Source organism: Galbibacter mesophilus (assembly GCF_023721415.1).
Lineage (GTDB): Bacteria > Bacteroidota > Bacteroidia > Flavobacteriales > Flavobacteriaceae > Galbibacter > Galbibacter mesophilus.
In genome coordinates this window covers 461,826-476,742 of the sequence record NZ_JAMQVC010000001.1, presented here as the reverse complement: position 1 = coordinate 476,742, position 14,917 = coordinate 461,826, and the positions used below count along the sequence as shown (strand labels likewise).

At 36.9% G+C, this 14,917-nt stretch carries 13 protein-coding genes; 5 read left to right on the top strand and 8 right to left on the bottom strand.

Annotated features, from left to right (window positions below; genetic code table 11):
• The first annotated feature begins 118 nt into the window (after positions 1-118).
• The gene (locus NDQ75_RS02160) at positions 119-1,180 is read left to right on the top strand and encodes an App1 family protein (protein ID WP_202029116.1); all 1,062 of its coding nucleotides are present in this window, start codon (positions 119-121) and stop codon (positions 1,178-1,180) included.
• Positions 1,181-1,243: 63 nt separating this feature from the next.
• Here NDQ75_RS02160 and NDQ75_RS02155 read toward each other — a convergent pair whose 3' ends face one another.
• From NDQ75_RS02155 to trmB, 3 genes are read right to left on the bottom strand one after another with little or no spacing between them, the layout of a single operon-like run.
• On the bottom strand, positions 1,244-1,570 hold the full coding sequence (locus NDQ75_RS02155) for an MGMT family protein (protein WP_202029115.1): 327 nt from the start codon (positions 1,568-1,570) through the stop codon (positions 1,244-1,246).
• Between the two features lie 3 nt (positions 1,571-1,573).
• On the bottom strand, positions 1,574-2,212 hold the full coding sequence (locus NDQ75_RS02150; RefSeq protein WP_202029114.1) for a LysE family transporter: 639 nt from the start codon (positions 2,210-2,212) through the stop codon (positions 1,574-1,576).
• The gene (trmB, locus tag NDQ75_RS02145; protein WP_202029113.1) at positions 2,212-2,886 is read right to left on the bottom strand and encodes a tRNA (guanosine(46)-N7)-methyltransferase TrmB; all 675 of its coding nucleotides are present in this window, start codon (positions 2,884-2,886) and stop codon (positions 2,212-2,214) included. The genes NDQ75_RS02150 and trmB overlap by 1 nt, the downstream gene beginning before the upstream one ends.
• A 70-nt stretch (positions 2,887-2,956) precedes the next feature.
• On the opposite strand from trmB, the gene NDQ75_RS02140 reads away from it, so the two are divergent.
• The gene (locus NDQ75_RS02140) at positions 2,957-4,009 is read left to right on the top strand and encodes a glycosyltransferase (RefSeq protein ID WP_202029112.1); all 1,053 of its coding nucleotides are present in this window, start codon (positions 2,957-2,959) and stop codon (positions 4,007-4,009) included.
• Here the strand turns inward: NDQ75_RS02140 and NDQ75_RS02135 are convergent.
• Complete coding sequence (locus tag NDQ75_RS02135; protein ID WP_394368765.1) at positions 3,971-4,909, bottom strand: sensor histidine kinase; 939 nt, start codon at positions 4,907-4,909, stop codon at positions 3,971-3,973. The two genes, NDQ75_RS02140 and NDQ75_RS02135, sit on opposite strands and share 39 nt — an antisense overlap.
• Before the next feature lie 327 nt (positions 4,910-5,236).
• Entirely contained in the window at positions 5,237-5,923 is a 687-nt protein-coding gene (locus NDQ75_RS02130) for a response regulator transcription factor (protein ID WP_202029110.1), read from the bottom strand.
• Positions 5,924-6,355: 432 nt separating this feature from the next.
• Between NDQ75_RS02130 and NDQ75_RS02125 the strand changes: the two genes are divergently transcribed.
• The 3 genes from NDQ75_RS02125 to NDQ75_RS15985 all read left to right on the top strand — a co-directional run bounded on the left by NDQ75_RS02125 (position 6,356) and on the right by NDQ75_RS15985 (position 11,628).
• Entirely contained in the window at positions 6,356-9,130 is a 2,775-nt protein-coding gene (locus tag NDQ75_RS02125; protein ID WP_202029109.1) for a TonB-dependent receptor, read from the top strand.
• 142 nt (positions 9,131-9,272) lie between these two features.
• A complete protein-coding gene (locus NDQ75_RS02120) occupies positions 9,273-10,409 on the top strand; it encodes a hypothetical protein (protein WP_202029108.1) in 1,137 nt (378 codons plus the stop codon).
• 196 nt (positions 10,410-10,605) lie between these two features.
• Complete coding sequence (locus NDQ75_RS15985; protein WP_394799657.1) at positions 10,606-11,628, top strand: thrombospondin type 3 repeat-containing protein; 1,023 nt, start codon at positions 10,606-10,608, stop codon at positions 11,626-11,628.
• A 441-nt stretch (positions 11,629-12,069) separates the two neighbouring features.
• On the opposite strand, the gene NDQ75_RS02110 is transcribed toward NDQ75_RS15985, so the two are convergent.
• From NDQ75_RS02110 to NDQ75_RS02100, 3 genes are read right to left on the bottom strand one after another with little or no spacing between them, the layout of a single operon-like run.
• On the bottom strand, positions 12,070-12,894 hold the full coding sequence (locus NDQ75_RS02110; RefSeq protein ID WP_202029107.1) for a hypothetical protein: 825 nt from the start codon (positions 12,892-12,894) through the stop codon (positions 12,070-12,072).
• Positions 12,895-12,912: 18 nt separating this feature from the next.
• A complete protein-coding gene (locus tag NDQ75_RS02105; protein ID WP_202029106.1) occupies positions 12,913-14,328 on the bottom strand; it encodes a DUF5723 family protein in 1,416 nt (471 codons plus the stop codon).
• Positions 14,318-14,881, bottom strand: a complete 564-nt coding sequence (locus NDQ75_RS02100; protein ID WP_202029105.1) for a hypothetical protein — start codon at positions 14,879-14,881, stop codon at positions 14,318-14,320. Before NDQ75_RS02100 ends, NDQ75_RS02105 begins: the two co-directional genes overlap by 11 nt.
• Positions 14,882-14,917 lie beyond the last annotated feature (36 nt).

Sequence of the window (14,917 nt, the reverse complement as noted above, 5' to 3'; positions counted from 1 at the left end):
AAAATCAAGATAACCCCGATGCATCCAAACTTTCCACCGCCAATTTTTTTAGCACCCCAACCGGCGATTATAGCTCTAATAATATTTTTCATATATATAAATTAGTAAATTTCGGGTATTGAAACTACAAATTTATTTCAACTTTAATAAGAATATTTTTAACGCTATTGCTTATATGTTTACCTATATTTCTCATTTAATTGATAACGTAGATCCCATTATTGTAATGCCGTATGGGGGATATGCAAATGATAACGAATTACATGGTCAGGCACGTGTTTTGGAAGATGAAGGAATCGCCGAAATTCCAGAAAATACCTTGGGTAAAAGGATGTTGCGTTCATTTAAACGTTTTGAGTCAGATGAGCATCCGAATATGCTGGTCAAAGTAAAATGGGAAGGAGGGGAGACCGTTTTAGTATCAGATCGGGAAGGCTATGTATATCTGGATGCCAAACATTCTTTGAAGTTAGATCATCCCAAAACCTTGTGGATACCGGTTACGTATGAATTAATGGATGGAGGTAAGGTGCAATACCGCATTACTTCTGAAATTATGAAACCTTCTAACCAAGCTGAATACGGCATTATAAGCGATATCGATGAAACAATACTGCAAACTGGATTGGAATCCTTTTTGAAATGGAGAGTAGTTATAAATACGTTTATAAAAACTGTAGAAGAACGATTGCCGATAGAGGGCGCAAGAGAATTATATACTTTACTTCATCATGGCAGCCGAGGTTATAGCAGTAACCCTTTTTTTTACCTTTCAAATAGTCCTTGGAATTTGTATGATTACCTTATTTCTTTCCTTGAACGATTTCACTTTCCGAAAGGGGCATTACTTTTAAGGGATTTAGGGATTGAGAATAAGAGAAAGGAATCTTTTCTGGAAGGCAATAAATATATTAAGATCAGTCATATTTTAGAAACCTACCCACAACTTCAATTCATTTTAGTTGGTGATATGGTGGATTTGGATGCAGATATTTATATCGCGATTGCCAAGAAATATCCTTCGCAGATAAAAGCCATTTATATGAGAACGGTAAAAAACAGAAAAAAGATGGCGAAAATTAAAGCGTTGATAGAGGCTAATCAAACTGCTCCCATTCTATTGATAAATCACAGTGAGGAAGCCATAAAGCATGCAAGAAGTCAAGGGTGGGTTTTGTAGTGAATCTTAAGTTGGTAGTGAAAATAAAGTAGGAGTATTGAATGAATTTACGGATAGGTCCTATCAAAGCTCTTTAGCGGGATCCCAAAAATGTTTTTCTAAGTTTTGAATTTGATTGTCTTTTACTGTTATTCCCTCACTTTCCAACAGTTGTTGCATGAGATTAGTCCCCTGAAAATGATGTTTTCCTGTAAGAATTCCTTTTCTGTTTACAACACGATGCGCAGGGACATCTTCATTTAATTTGCTTCCGTTCATCGCATAGCCTACCATTCTGGCACTTCTTGCCGCACCCAAATATTTGGCAATAGCTCCATAAGAAGTAACCCTTCCGTAAGGGATTTGGCGAGCAACTTCATAAACGCGATCAAAGAAACTTTCCTCTTTCATAATTTAAGAATAAAATAATCGAAGAAAGGTAATAATAAGTAAAACTGCCATGAGTCCACTTAGGATATAATCGGAGTTGCGGGCAAAGGTATCTGTTTTTTCCTGAAGTTTATCAAAGTAGAAAACGTACATGTACAGCATGGCGAACGTTCCTAAACCGGCTGCAATTACAAAGACGAGAATGTCCCACAATTCAAATTTAATCCATCCGGAGACATTCCATGCAGCATTTAAACCACAAAAATAAGCTATTGGCAAAACGTTAAGTGCCGAAATAAGCATACCGGTAAAAAAAGTACTTTTTCTACTCTTCTTAATTTTTACCGATTTTAATTTCTTCGGATCTTTTTTCTTTTTGGCAAGGACAAAGAAATAAATGGCGAAAAAGGCAAAAACAGCCAAAGCTATTTTCAGTAAAATATCTATTACATTTGGGTGTTTATAGAGGTATTTTGAGATTAAAACGCCCAAATATGCTTGAAAAACAACTGTAGTCGCAGCGCCCGCGGCAAAAATCATACCTCGCGTTTTTCCTTTTTTGGCACTGGTTTTAGCGGCCGTAATGTTAATTAAGCCAGGGAAAACCACTGCCATTAACGCTGCCGAAAACGTAGCAAAAAAGAGAATGAATAAATGCGACATTAGTTAGGTTTAAACTTAATATACGTAATAGGTTTGTTAACCTCAAGATACTGTTTTTCGTAAAACGTTTGTATGGAGGTCACTTCTCTCGGGCTACCTTCATTTCGGTAAACGTTGTGGTTGGCATAGAGCACTTCAAATCCTAAACCATGTAATAGTCCTAAGGTATAGCCGTGCATAAATTCACTATCTGTTTTTAGGTGAACCATGCCATTCTCATTAAGAATTTTATTGTAACGGGTTAGAAAAGATTCGTTGGTAAGCCGGTGCTTGGTGCGCTTATATTTTATTTGAGGATCGGGAAAGGTAATCCAAATCTCATCAACCTCATTTTCATCAAATATATATTCAATAAGTTCAATTTGAGAGCGTACAAAGGCGACGTTTGTCAAATTTTCTTCTACCGCAGTTTTGGCACCACGCCAAAATCGTGCGCCTTTTATGTCAATTCCAATATAATTCTTGTTCGGGTCTAACTGTGCGAGGTTAACAGTGTATTCCCCTTTACCGCAGCCCAATTCCAACACAATGGGATTATTATTTTTAAAGAAAGCGGATTTCCATTTTCCTTTTAAATCAAAACCTTCATCTACCAATTCTTCACGTGAAGGCTGAATTACATTCGGAAAAGTTTCGTTTTCCTTGAATCTTTTGAGTTTGTTTTTGCTTCCCACAACAATTATTTAATTAAAAGGCAAAATTAAGGAAATCTTTCACAGGGAAAAAGTAAGTTCCTTTGTAGTTATGATTCAGCAGAAAAGAATTTTGGTAGCTCCGTTAAATTGGGGACTTGGGCATGCAACGCGCTGTATCCCGATAATTAAAGCATTAATAAAGGGAAATTTCATACCTGTAATCGCTTCTGATGGAGAAGCGTTACGATTGCTTCAGAAGGAATTTCCTCAATTAGAAACGGCAGAGCTACCATCATATAAAATTAAATATGCTGAGAAGGCCAAGTATTTTAAACTGAAAATGCTTTGGGATTCCCCGAAAATCCTAAAAGCGGTGAAAAAAGAGAAAAAGCACACCAAAGAACTTGTAAAAAGTTTGCATATAGATGGTATTATATCCGACAACCGATTAGGGGTGTATTCTAAAAAAGTACCGTCGGTTTTTATTACGCATCAATTAAATGTGCTCACGGGTAATACTACTTGGTTTAGTTCTAAAATACATCAAAAAATAATTAAAAAGTTTACCGAGTGTTGGGTGCCCGATGTAAAGGAAACACCAAATTTAAGCGGTAAGCTTGGGCATATAAAAGAGGCTTCAGAAAATGTAAAATATATCGGTGTTTTAAGTAGGTTAGAACAGAAAGATCTTCCGAGGAAATATAAATTAATGATTATTATTTCTGGCCCCGAACCGCAGCGAAGTATGCTGGCCGTACATCTGCTAAAGGAAGCTGCAAAATTTGATGGAGAGGTACTGTTTGTAAAAGGAGTGATAGAAGATGAGCAAAAAATTACCCAACAAAACAATATTACCGTTTATAATTACATGAACTCTGTAGAGCTTGAAACCGCTTTTAACAAAAGTGAAGTCGTACTTTCGCGTTCTGGTTATACCACGGTTTTGGATTTAGCCAAGCTGAAGAAAAAGGCCTTTTTTATTCCGACACCTGGTCAATACGAACAGGAATATTTAGCAGAACGACTTCAAGAGGAAGGGTTGGTGCCATTTTGCAAGCAGGAAGATTTTAAAATAGAAATGTTGGATAAAATTAAAGATTACAAAGGATTGGGAGGTATAGAATCAACCTTCGATCTCAGGAGTCTTTTTCACCTTTTCTAAGGTAAAGGAAAACTCCGAACCAACACCAAACACACTTTCTACGTAGATTTTTTCTTTGTGCGCTTCAATAATATGTTTTACAATGGAAAGCCCCAGTCCAGAGCCACCTTCTTTACGGCTACCGCTTTTATCTACGCGGTAGAAACGCTCAAATAGTCGCGGAATATTTTGTTTTTCAATACCTTCGCCATTATCGGTTACCCTAACAATTACTTTGTTTTTAACCAAGTTTTCAATACTAATTTCCGTTGTGCCACCTTCTTTACCATATTTAATAGAGTTTACCACGAGATTGGTGACAACTTGCTGAATACGGTCTTTATCCGCGTGAACCAATAAAGGTTGATAGATTTGGTCAAAAGTAAGCGAGATTTTCTTTTTATTGGCTTTCATTTCCATAAGGTCGAAAACCCCTTGTACAAGCTCTACAATATCAAAATCTTCGTGATCTAAATGAAGGTCTCCCGCCTCCAATTTGGTAATCATATCCAAATCCTTTACAATATAAATAAGTCTCTCCACCCCTTTGTTGGCGCGCGTCAAGTATTTCTTTCTGATGGCTTTATCGTCCATGGCACCGTCCAAAAGCGTAAGAATGTACCCCTGAACCGTAAAAAGCGGTGTTTTAAGTTCGTGGGAAACATTTCCAAGAAACTCTTTTCGGTAGCCCTCCCTTATTTTTAAGGTTTCAATTTCCAGTTTTTTATTGGCCGCAAACTTTTCAATTTCCTCGGTAAGGGTACGCATATCGGTCGTTATGGGCTGGTCTTGGAAGGTTGTAGATTCCAATAGGGATACATCGTCATATATTTTTTTAACACGTCTATAAATAAACCGTTCCACCCGATATTGAACAATAAAAAAGGAGAAAAGAAAAATAACACCAACAAAAAGTAAAATAAATGCGGGAGTGTTTAAATTGAAGTATATAAAAATACTTAAAACGATGCCAGCGACAAGTGTAATTAAAGCCGACGATCGCAGTGCAAAACGGTATGACTTTTTTAATTGTGTTTTCAATAGGGAGCTTTTAATGCGCTAAAGTTACAATAAATAAGCCGATTAAAAAGTGGCAACAAAGCTAATTTCATGGCCCAGCTGGCTTCCTTTTGGTTGTTCGTTGAGAACATTTTGAAAGGTTTTAACACGTAAAGACAATCTTTCTAAAAACAGGAATATCCAATTTTTACAGATTGCCTTATTCAAAATGATTGTTTTGAAATAATTTTACAAAACAAATTTATAACCCACACCTTTTACGGTCTTAAAGTGGTTGTCTCCAATCTTTTCACGAAGCTTACGAATGTGCACGTCGATGGTTCTTCCGCCAACGATTACTTCGTTACCCCATACTTTATCAAGAATTTCATCCCTTTTAAATACTTTTCCTGGTCTGCTGGCTAACAAAGAAAGTAATTCAAACTCTTTACGCGGTAATATAATTTCTTCTCCAGCTTGAATTATTTTGTATTCATCGCGGTTAATGGTTATGTTGCCCACTTTTACAATGCTCTCAACCACCTCTTCCTCTTCTTTCAGTCTTCGTAACAAAGCTTTTACTTTACTTACTAAAACTTTGGGTTTAATAGGTTTGGTGATGTAGTCGTCTGCCCCGGCATCAAAACCGGCAACTTGGGAGTAATCCTCACCACGGGCCGTTAAAAAAGTAATGATAACATTATCAAGCTCGTTAGACTTTCTAATCTGCTCGCACGTTTCAATACCATCCATTTCCGGCATCATTACATCCAGTATAATAAGGTGTGGTTTTTCTTTTTTGGCTTTGGCGATAGCTTCGACTCCGTTTTTGGCGGTAATAACGTTATATCCTTCAGAAGATAGATTGTACCCTACAATTTCTAGGATATCCGGTTCGTCGTCTACTAAAAGAATTTTGATTTCCCTTTTTTTCATCTATTTAAAAATTTTTATTGTAATGAAAATGAAATAAATAAAAATTTATTGCTTAGATCAACCGCTGCGCTTTCGCACAAAAATTTAATTATTTCGGTGCGTAAGCAAAAAAATTAATTTGTTTATGCTCATTTCATAAGTATTTCAAAGTTTAGACCACCATTCGGGTAAGTTGATTAGAAACCCGTATTTGGCGGAAAAGATATTTTTAAGTTGATGGAAAGCTGTAACAGCAACATTGTAAGCTTGTTAAAAATGGTAATGTTATGCTTTCCGTCGTCAAAAGTAAAGATAATATTAAAAAATAAAAGCACTTAACATTCATTTAATATGGTAACACAAACGTAACATAGCACTCATTTATGTTTAACATGTGGGTAACTTCTCTTTTCGATAACGCTCGTTTATTTGCATCGGAATTAAAATTAAAAAATGAAACATTTATTTACAGTATTAGCACTGTTCGTAAGCGCCCTAACAATGGCGCAGGAAACAAAAGGTTCTATAGTTGGAACCATTACCGATAAAGAAATGAATAACGACCCCCTACCTTTTGCAAATGTGCAGATAGAGGGATCTACAAAGGGTACAACTACCGATATGGATGGTTTGTACGAACTTGCAAGTGTAGATCCTGGTACATACACATTGGTGATTAGTTTTGTGGGGTATGAAACGTTGAAAGTACCAAATGTAAAAGTAGAAGCTGGTAAAGTTACCGAATTAAATACAGGTCTTGGCGCAGGAAGCGTAAGTTTAGATGAAGTAGTAGTTACTACAACTGCAAGGAGAGACTCTGAAACTGCTTTATTGTTAGATCAGAAGAAAGCAGTCGAAATAAAAACCTCAATTGGCGCTCAGGAACTTTCTAGAAAAGGAGTGAGTGATGTTGCAACAGCTGTAACAAAAACTACAGGAGTGTCAAAGCAAGAAGGTTCGGGTGGAATCTATGTGCGTGGGTTGGGTGATCGATATAATTCGACTACAATGAATGGGTTGCCTTTACCTTCTAATAACCCTTCTAGAAAAAACATTACATTGGATATATTTTCCACCGATATTGTCGAGTACATAGGGATATCCAAAACTTTTGAGTATAGAAATTATGGTGATTTTGCGGGAGCGAACATCGATATTTCTTCAAGGAATTATAAAGGAAACGGTTTTCTCAGTTTTAAAGTAGGTATGGGCGGAAATACAAATGCATTGGCTCAAGATAAATTTTACTTACAAGACGGACCAAACAAAATTGGGTTTTACAACCCAAGCTATCCCTCAGATCCATTATCTGCTTATAATTTTACTACAAGTTGGGATCGACAAACTAGTTTTCCTATTAACAATTCCTTTGGTTTGACCGGTGGGGAATCTTTTGATCTAGGGAATGAAGGAAGATTAAGTTTCTTTGGATCCGCTTCTTTTGATAACGGTTATAAATTTAGGGAAGGTATTGCAAGAGGTGCTGTTAGTACGCAGGGTATACCAAGAAAAGATTTTACTTTCGACTCTTATGATTATGTAACAAATACCACTTTATTAGGAAATGTTTTCTATAGGATAAATCAGAAGAACACGCTTAACTTTAATTCGCTCTATATAAATTCTACAAGTCAGGAGCATGAAGAGTATTCGGGGGTTATCGATATTTTTGATAATGCTCCTGAAGGAGGAGGATTTGTGAGAAGATCTACCTTCGACAGAACCTCTCTTTTGGTTAATCAATTATTAGGCGACCATAAACTTTCTGAAAAATTTGAAATTAATTGGGGCTTATCTTATAATAAGATGAACAACGTTATCCCTGATAGGATGCAAAACACTTTGGTGCCTATCGACAATGATAACTTTGATGCAGGACTACAGGTTTCAGATTTAGCAACATCAGACAACCATAGATATTATCAAAACTTAAATGAAGATGAGTTTTCGGCCAATGCTGAGGTTTCTTACAATTTTTCTAAAGACGAAGACGGCTATAAGGGAAAGGCAACCTTTGGATACAGTGGCCGCTATAAAACGGTTTCTTTTGAGGCAACACAATTCAACTTTAGAATTAACAGAAATATTACACAACCTCAGGTTTTTCCTGATCGTTTAGATGATTATTTCAATCAAGCGAGTCTTGATGCCGGTTATTTTGAAATCGTGACTTTTAGAGGGGGAGAAGGTACGCCAAATGTGCTAGACCCACAAACGTATGATGGTGTACAACTAATTCAGGCTGGTTTTGGTGCATTGGAGTATAAGTTTTCTCCTAAATTCACAGGGATGTTTGGAGTTAGAGGAGAGTATATTTATCAAAATATAGAGTGGGAAACTTCATTAGATCCGAATGGGGATGAGAATGATTTCGACCGTTTTGAAATTATGCCAACAACATCATTAAAATATTCTTTAACCGAGAAACAGAACCTACGCTTTGCGGCCAGTAAAACATACACGCTTCCTCAGTTCAAAGAAAGAGCTCCTTTTCAGTACGAAGAAGTTACGCAAGTGTATTTCGGTAATCCAGATTTATATCCTTCAACCGATTATAATGTTGACCTAAAATGGGAGTTGTTTCCTACAGGAGAAGAATTAATATCCGTAACAGGTTTTGGAAAGTATATTCAAAATCCAATTAACGAAGTTACTGTTGCATCTGCTACCAACGATATTTCTTATGTAAATACTGGTGAAAAAGCAATAGGTATTGGGGGAGAATTAGAGGTAAGGAAAAATATATTCAATTTTTCTAAAGATGAATTATTGAAAAACAATTTATCCTTTGGATTCAATGCTTCATACATGTACACCAATCAAGATTTTGATAGGGAGAAAGTAGTGGAAGAGACAGATCTTAGCGTTGGTTTCACAAATGATGAAGGAAGGCTTACGGGGGCTTCAGATTTATTGATTAATGCAGATATTTCTTTCCTAAAAGAATTTTCAGAAGATAGAAATGTTCAAGCTACAGTAGCATACAACTACTTTTCAGATAGATTGTACGCAATAGGAACCAACAATAGAGGGAATTTAGTGGATCAGGCTGTAGGCACGTTAGATTTTAACTTGAATACACAGCTTAATAAGAATATTGGAATTAGCTTGAAAGCGAGAAATTTACTAGATCCAACCATAGAAAGGATTCAGGATACTCAGAATGTAGTAGTAGAATCTTATAAAAAAGGCTTGAATTTCGATCTCTCTTTAACGTACAATTTTTAATAACAATGGAGTAACAGTGGATAAACTTTTGCAAGGGTTTATTTAATGTTTACTTAATAATGAGTTAAACTCAAAATCCGACGTAAATATTTCCTTTGCAGGGAAATAAAAATTAAAATCAAATTAATAAACATAGACAAAAATGAGAAAACTTTTTTTATCAATGATGGCTGTTGCAGCCTTAGTATTAAGCTCTTGTTCTTCTGATGATGATAATTCAGATAATGGAGGAGGAGATGTGGTTATTGATCCTAACGATTTTAGAGGTGATTTAAACGATGGTGATAACGTTACTTTAGACCCAACTTTAACGTATAACTTGACAGGTGCCCTTGTGGTAAATGCAGGAGCTACCTTAACAATTCCGCAGGGAACTAGAATTGTTGCCTCTGGAGGTACTAGTTCTTACATTGCAGTAGCACAAGATGGTAAGATATATGTTAACGGTACAGCATCAGACCCTGTTGTTATGACTTCTGCTAAAACATCTCCAGCCGCTGGTGATTGGGGAGGACTTGTAATTTGCGGTAGAGCAAATACAAACAAAGGTGGTTCTGGTGGACAGACCGCCACTGCCGAAGTTTCTGACTTAACTTATGGAGGAACAAAGAATGACGATAACTCTGGAGTTGTAAAATATTTAAGAATTGAGTACACTGGAGCAACGTTTAACGGAGAAAAAGAGTTCAATGGTCTTTCCTTGTTTGGAGTAGGTTCTGGTACTACTATAGAGTATGTTCAATCTTTCGAAGGAGGAGACGATGGAATCGAATTCTTTGGTGGCGCAGTAAATGGTAAGTATTTAGTTTCTACTAACAGTGGAGATGACTCAATTGACTTTGCTGACGGATGGAGTGGTACTGGTGAGAACTGGTATATTTCTGGAGGAGCAAAAGCTGGAATTGAAGGTTCTAATAATGGAGATGATGGTGCTGCTACACCTACGACTACAGCTACATTGAAAAACATCACTGTAGTAGGTCCTGGTTCAGAAGGTGGTATCTTTATTAAAGAAGGTGGCGGAAAATGGACAGTAGACAACTTCTTTATTTCTGGTTTTGAAACTGGTATCAATATAAAGAATGCTACAGATGACCCTGCTGCTAATGCATTTGTTGCTGCTGGTGATATCACATTCACTAACGTAGCTTTTGATAATGTAGCAACACAATCTAACTACGAAGGCACTGAATCATTCTTTACTGTAGGTACTGCTACTGGTGCCGGAGCTGGAGCAGATGTTCCTTCTTGGGCTAACGGTTGGACTCGTTTCGAATAGTAGATTCTTTTTTAGAGTAGAAACATACTCAAAATATACAACCACCCCGACTATAAACGTCGGGGTGGTTTTTTTATACAATTTCGTAACTTAACCGTAACGTAGAAATTAATTTAATAGATGGTTTATTTTCTAAATTTAAAGTATTAACCTTAATCTTTAAATCATGAAAAAAATTACTTTTGTTTTTTTATTTATGCTTCCACTTTATTTTATTTCTTTGAATGCTCAATCCTGGCGAAACTATAGATTTAAGTCGTTAGGAACTTCATTAGAACAAACAGAAATAAATAATTATTGCCAAAGTCAAGGCTTCTCCAGTAATATTTCGTCTTATTGGTCAATTTATTCCACGAGTCCATTGATAGTTGGAGAAATATATCAGCTTTTGTACGAGGGAGATGAACTCAGGTATTATTATTTGGAACAAATTATTTATTCCAATATTTATGATGTTAATACTGCAAATGAAGAAGATGTGTTAGGACCAATTTTGGTGTCTTGCCCTGATTCGGACGGAGATGGAGTTCCTAATAATTTAGATCAATGCCCTTATGAAGCAGGACCTTCTTCTAATTATGGGTGTCCAGAATATCCATCATTGCAAAAAACGACATATCAACTATACAACAAAACAACTGAAGAGATAGTTTACGATAATGGTGACGGTGATCCAAATAATAATAGTACTCCTTGGGTTTTAAGAAATAACGAATACAGAGTCCGTTTTCGATTTAAAAATGTAGGTGCTGGTAGGTTTTTAAATGGTGATATGGTAATGCACTGGTCAAATGATTCTCAATATTATAATAGTGACTATGATTGTGAATTGGATTACGCTATTATTGGGTCTGTAGAACCTAATAACGAAAGTTATGTTGATTTTACTTTTGGGGTGAATGTGTTTAATCAAATCTGTTATGATAACAGATATGTTACTAATGGTAAAACTTATTATTTGTTGTTTAGAATAATTAACTCAGACCAAATAGGTGATGGAGTGCTTGGAGTTCTTAAATTGAAATATTCAACAGCGGATGTAGCCTCTAAATCGCCAATAGAGCCCTACCAACTCCAATCATTCGATTTCTCTGGAAATCAAGTTTTATCGAAAGAAGTAAAAAATAAAGAAGAAGAAGAGCAGGCAATCCAGTCCTTGCCAAAAGGAAATTATATCATAAAAAGTAATAATGAAACCTATAAAGTTTCAAAAGACTAAAACTATATTCAATACTACACTAACCACCCCGACTTTTATAATCGGGGTGGTTTTTTTATGCCTAATTTGTCCTGTAGTCGAAAAGCAAGTCATGTCGACTCCAAGGAGACATCACACAACTTGCTCCACTAGTTGTGTGCGACTTCTCACTGCATTCGAAGCGACTCTCGCGTCATGTCGACCGCAGGGAGACATCACATCAACTTGTTTCCCCAACGATTCTGCGACTTCTCATTTGATTCGAAGTGACTCTTCACGTCATGTCGACTGCAGGGAGACATCACACAACTTGCTTCCCCAACGATTCTGGGGCGTCTCATTGCATTCGAAGTGACTCTTGCGTCATGTCGACTGCAAGGAGACATCACATAAACTTCAATTTACCCCACAAAAAAACCTGCAAATAGATACTTGCAGGTTTTTACTTGTGTTTTATTTGCTCTAAAACTTAATGTTTAAAGCTTCTTGTTTTAAGGTTTCGCCTTCGTAGTACTCAGCTATCCATTGGCCGTCTTTTTTATATACAAAGCCATTTCTTCCCTGAATGATATAATAATTAGGTTGGGTGGTTTTGGTGATTTTAAACACCACTTTTGGCGTGGTATCTACGAGTTGATATCCATTTGCAATAGGTTGGGCATATAAAAGCATGCCTTTGCTCTCTACTTTAGTAGCGGAAACTGTTTCTGTAGCATTGTTTGTGGTTTCATTTACTTGTGCTGCAGCTGCAGTTACACCGCTTCCTACTACTACAGTTGCCGTTTCTTGTTCTAAAGGAGCGGGAGCTGGATGTTTGGTAGGCTGAGGTTGTTCTGGTACTTGCGTTTGTAGAGACTGACTTGCATCATACTCATAATTTAGCCCCTTTATGGATGCGAATGCCCCTTTCAATGCTTCTTGGTAAGCCCCTTCGTAATCTTTTATTTTACTTTTCCCTTCCGTAGAAGTGTAAACAACGTCTCCTTGACAGTTGGTTAAGGTCACCTTCATTTTGGTTGTGAACAAACCAGAATCGTCTATAACGTTGGCTTTTAAACCCAAACAAGGATTAGCATTTAGGTCGGCTACCTTCTGATCATCGTAAATGGCATTAAACCCTGCTTTTTCAAATTGGTATTTGGTAAAAGTATTCACACGGTATTGGTTTTCTTCTTTCAGAAAATCAAACTTCTTGGGTACAACAACATACTTATAGTTGTTAACATTTTTTTGTGCGAATGCTAAGGTGGTTAGGAACAGAAATCCTATAAATAATAACTTCTTCATTGACTCTAAATTTTAATTTCAATAGGGAAAAATGTAGTTGAATCCCAGTTGCAGCGATGCATTATTGGCTTTGGCTAAATTAGCATATTCAATTAGATTATCCGCCAGTAAATAGAAGTTAAAGTTAGCAAAATGCGTGGATAATCCAAGTCCGATATTGGTTTTGGAAAATCTATCTACCGTATACGTGGTTTTTATGTTTAAAGCGCGACCTAATCTTCGGTAATAAAAGGCGGTAAGTGCAGCTTCAATGCTTTTGGGTCGGTTTTCCAAATAAAGTTGCATACCTATAGAGTTGGGTTTCTTTCCTAAGTTTCCCATGCAGCTGCAGTCTTCTGCGCTTCGCTGCCTTCCAAAATTATATATGGCAGCTGTGTTTAATTTAATGGGACGAAATGTAGTATAGGCACTTGTTAGCGTGTCTCGGGGAAAGGCTGCTTCAATTTCGTCTACCAAGTCCTGCCAGTTGTCGGCAATACCGCCATTAGTAAAAATATCATCAAAGGGAAGTTCAATTCCTTCCAAAGAATAGGCACCATTTAGAGTGTAACGCTCCACGTCTTTGGAGTGGAAAATTACTCCAAGGTCCAACAAACTAGCCGTATACGTCCAATTCTCGTTTGGCGTATAAGTGACACCTGCATCAAAACCTATTCCTAAATTTCCTCCAAACAACGCTCTATTTCGCAAAATGCCCAAAACATCTCCCGTGCCATCAACATCGTCTGCGGTTAGAGCTGTAAGCCCAGATGTTTTAACCTCTACATTGGATAGTAAGGTGTGACGGTAAAAGTTATCTTCTCCCAACGTAGTTGTAAAAGTTCCGCTGTTTTTTGTGGATGTAAAATCTACCATACTGGAGTAAATTTTGGCACGAAATCCATACGTAAATTTATCGTTTATTTTTTTCTGAAAACCGACGTGAAATACGGTTAAAAGTTCGCCTTTCACATTAAGATGGTCCAATCGAAAAGGGTTTCCTATGTTTGGGGAATTCCCTTCGTATGCCAAAATAGAAAGATCTTTGGGCCAATAATTGAAGAAATCAGCTTCTTGATAAACTCCAAAACTCAGGAAACTATTGCTAAACCTTCCTCCCAGTTTAAATCCGATGTTTAAAATTTCCACTTGTTCGTTAATCCTTTGTACATCGTTGCTTCCCAAACGATAAATTATATTTTCAACTTTGGTATTGAAATCTACGCCATCATCTAAAAAAAGATCGTAAACGGAAACATTGCTCGACCCGGCATGCACATAAATGCCAGACAAAGCCGGTATACCAAAGTATGCTTTTGCATTTAATTCCGCAGCAGGATTAACCATGATAGACTGCGGAATATCCGTAAAATTATAAAGCAATTGTTTGTTTTGGGCTATAGAAACAGTACCCGTAAAGAAAGCCAAATATAGAACCCAACGACTAATCAGCATCAATATTCAAAAAGAACTTCCCGGAAGATTTAAGTAGCAAATCTCCAGGAGAATTGGTGTCCAATTCGGGGTTTCCTGGTTCCAACATCAAGGCGATACTTATGTTTTCCATTTGTTTAAGAAGATCAATTTCAGATTCGTTAAAGGTAACAATGGTGCGTACCACATTGGGTTGAGTAGAAGAGGCTCCTACAAATATGGGAATTCTTCTCAGTTCGTTGCCGGCTTCATCCAACAAGATAATTGTAGTGCTAAAATTTCTCGGAATGGTATTGGTAAATTCAAAGGTGAATTGGGCTTCCTGTAAGTTTTCCTCAACGAAAGGATCTGAAAACATGTCGAGGCGGGTGGTCTCTTCAATTTCGCCCCCTGCGTTGTTACTGGGGATTTTCCCAACGGTAGCTGCTTTCAAATCGAAATACAGAATACTTACTTCTACAACAGGCGTAATGGCAAAATCTTCGGCTTGGTCAAAATCTACATCCCGAACACAAGACCCCAGCAGAAAAACTCCGACTAGAAGAAAAATTATGCTGAATATCTTTGATGGCACCCCCATACCTATAAAACGTGTAGTTGCTGAATAAAT

Coding starts and splice junctions, on each gene's coding strand:
- NDQ75_RS02110 (WP_202029107.1), bottom strand. CDS start 12,894: ATGAAGAAGTTATTATTTATAGGATTTCTGTTCCTAACCACCTTAGCA.
- NDQ75_RS02125 (WP_202029109.1), top strand. CDS start 6,356: ATGAAACATTTATTTACAGTATTAGCACTGTTCGTAAGCGCCCTAACA.
- NDQ75_RS02105 (WP_202029106.1), bottom strand. CDS start 14,328: ATGCTGATTAGTCGTTGGGTTCTATATTTGGCTTTCTTTACGGGTACT.
- NDQ75_RS02155 (WP_202029115.1), bottom strand. CDS start 1,570: ATGAAAGAGGAAAGTTTCTTTGATCGCGTTTATGAAGTTGCTCGCCAA.
- NDQ75_RS02150 (WP_202029114.1), bottom strand. CDS start 2,212: ATGTCGCATTTATTCATTCTCTTTTTTGCTACGTTTTCGGCAGCGTTA.
- NDQ75_RS02120 (WP_202029108.1), top strand. CDS start 9,273: ATGAGAAAACTTTTTTTATCAATGATGGCTGTTGCAGCCTTAGTATTA.
- NDQ75_RS02130 (WP_202029110.1), bottom strand. CDS start 5,923: ATGAAAAAAAGGGAAATCAAAATTCTTTTAGTAGACGACGAACCGGAT.
- NDQ75_RS15985 (WP_394799657.1), top strand. CDS start 10,606: ATGCTTCCACTTTATTTTATTTCTTTGAATGCTCAATCCTGGCGAAAC.
- NDQ75_RS02140 (WP_202029112.1), top strand. CDS start 2,957: ATGATTCAGCAGAAAAGAATTTTGGTAGCTCCGTTAAATTGGGGACTT.